3 protein-coding genes are annotated in these 1,703 nt (G+C 38.0%); all 3 read left to right on the forward strand.

Annotated elements, in window-relative coordinates; all coding sequences use genetic code 11:
* Positions 1 to 291, forward strand: a 291-nt coding sequence (locus PSN35_RS07545) for a shikimate kinase (protein ID WP_300031661.1), incomplete at its 5' end; no start/stop codon positions are given.
* Positions 288 to 1,577, forward strand: coding sequence for a TolC family protein (locus PSN35_RS07550; protein WP_300031664.1), 1,290 nt, complete (start codon positions 288 to 290; stop codon positions 1,575 to 1,577). The genes PSN35_RS07545 and PSN35_RS07550, both read left to right, overlap by 4 nt.
* A partial coding sequence (locus PSN35_RS07555) for a hypothetical protein (protein ID WP_300031667.1) occupies positions 1,577 to 1,703 on the forward strand: 127 nt, incomplete at its 3' end. The genes PSN35_RS07550 and PSN35_RS07555, both read left to right, overlap by 1 nt.

Consider the following 1,703-nt stretch of genomic DNA (forward strand, 5'->3'; position numbering starts at 1 on the left):
GTGATCGCTACTGGCGGCGGTATTGTCATCAAGCCAGAAAATAGAGAGCTGCTAAAGCGTAATAGTTTTGTGGTGTATTTAGCATCTAGCATTGAGCAGCTGGTTATGCGTACAGCTCGTTCAAAATCGCGTCCGTTATTAGAGCAGTCTAATAACCGAGAGCAAACCATTCGAGAATTAATTGAAAAGCGTGAACCTTTATATCAGGAAGTGGCAGATGTGGTGATTGACACGACAGGCAAAAAACTTTACGCTATTATTAACGAAATCAAAAAAGCCATTCCTAAATGAAAATAACCTCAACGTTTAGTCTTGTTATGTTGCTCAGTGTTAATGCTGTTGCAATAACCCAAACTGAGCTTGTTGATCGCTTACAAAGCACGCATCCGTTTTTTACTCAACTTGACTATGATCAACAAACAGTTGAGCTTGATTATGTGGCCACGACCGCTAATCAAGATTGGACGCTTACAGGGTCACTTGATTCTACTAATACAGCAAACAACCAAACTTCTAGCGGCAGTGTTGGTTTGACACATAATTTAACTAATACTGGCGCCGATATCGTAGTTAGTAATAGTTGGAGTGATGGATCTGCAACAGACAAAATTACACTAAATTACACACAACCTTTACTTAAGAATTCTAAAGGTGTTAATGATCAGCTTGCAGGAGATTTGTCGACAATTCGAATTGATATTAATAAGCTTAAGCGTTATCAGGGTGCTGAAAAATTTATTTTATCTCAATTGTTTAAATTGGTTGATTTGAGCTTTGCACAGCAACAACTTACTTTATCCGCCCGACGTTTAGAGCTAGCATCTCAAGAGTTGGCGCTAGTTAAAGATAAATTTTCTCAGTCAGTGGTAGATCAAATTGATGTTTTTTTACAAGAAGATGCTTATCAAAGAGCGCTACAGAAGCAATTGCAAGCAGAGCAAACGCTGGATCTTTTAAAAGAAGAGTTGTCAGTTACACTTAATATGCGGTCAAACTCAATTATTAGTGACTATGACCTTTACAAGATGCATGCCTTTGATCTTGGTAATTTGCGCCATTATTTGAATGGCGTCACCGAGATGAAAACACTTAAGTTAGAGCGCGATCTTTTGCAAAGACAACTGTTAAGTGATAAAAGTAATGCTCAGGCTCAACTAGATCTAAAACTTGGTGTTAGTAATGAAAATGACAATGATTGGAATGTTGGCCTTGGGTTGAGCTACCCGATAGGAGATACAAAGGCAAAAGCCTTACTTAACAAAACCCAGGTTAGCCTATCCAAAACAAAAGAAGCTGCTGAAGAACAATTGATTGAATTAACTGTTGAAGCAGGTGTTTTGAAAAAGAAGTTGACACACTTACAAAAGCTGTTAAATACTTATCAAGCCAGAATTGAGATTGCTAATTCTCGCGCCTTGGCTGAAAAAGAACGTTACAATTTGGGTAATTCGCAAATGAGTTTTGTGATTTCAGCGCAAAATAATGTGCATGAAGTAAACTTAGCTTACGCCCAGGCGGCAGTCAGTTATCAAAAATCAGTGCTCGAATTTAAAGCGGTTATTGATCAATTGTTATAATGACGATTCACTATACAGTTTCGGTAAAAAATATACATGCACACCTGTTTGAAGTTGAGCTAAAAATTGAAGGGCCAAACCCATTAGGCCAAGTTTTTTCATTGCCAAGTTGGATTCCAGGAAGTT

Source organism: Candidatus Thioglobus sp. (genome assembly GCF_028599055.1).
Lineage (GTDB): Bacteria > Pseudomonadota > Gammaproteobacteria > PS1 > Pseudothioglobaceae > Thioglobus_A.

Coding starts and splice junctions, on each gene's coding strand:
- PSN35_RS07550 (WP_300031664.1), top strand. CDS start 288: ATGAAAATAACCTCAACGTTTAGTCTTGTTATGTTGCTCAGTGTTAAT.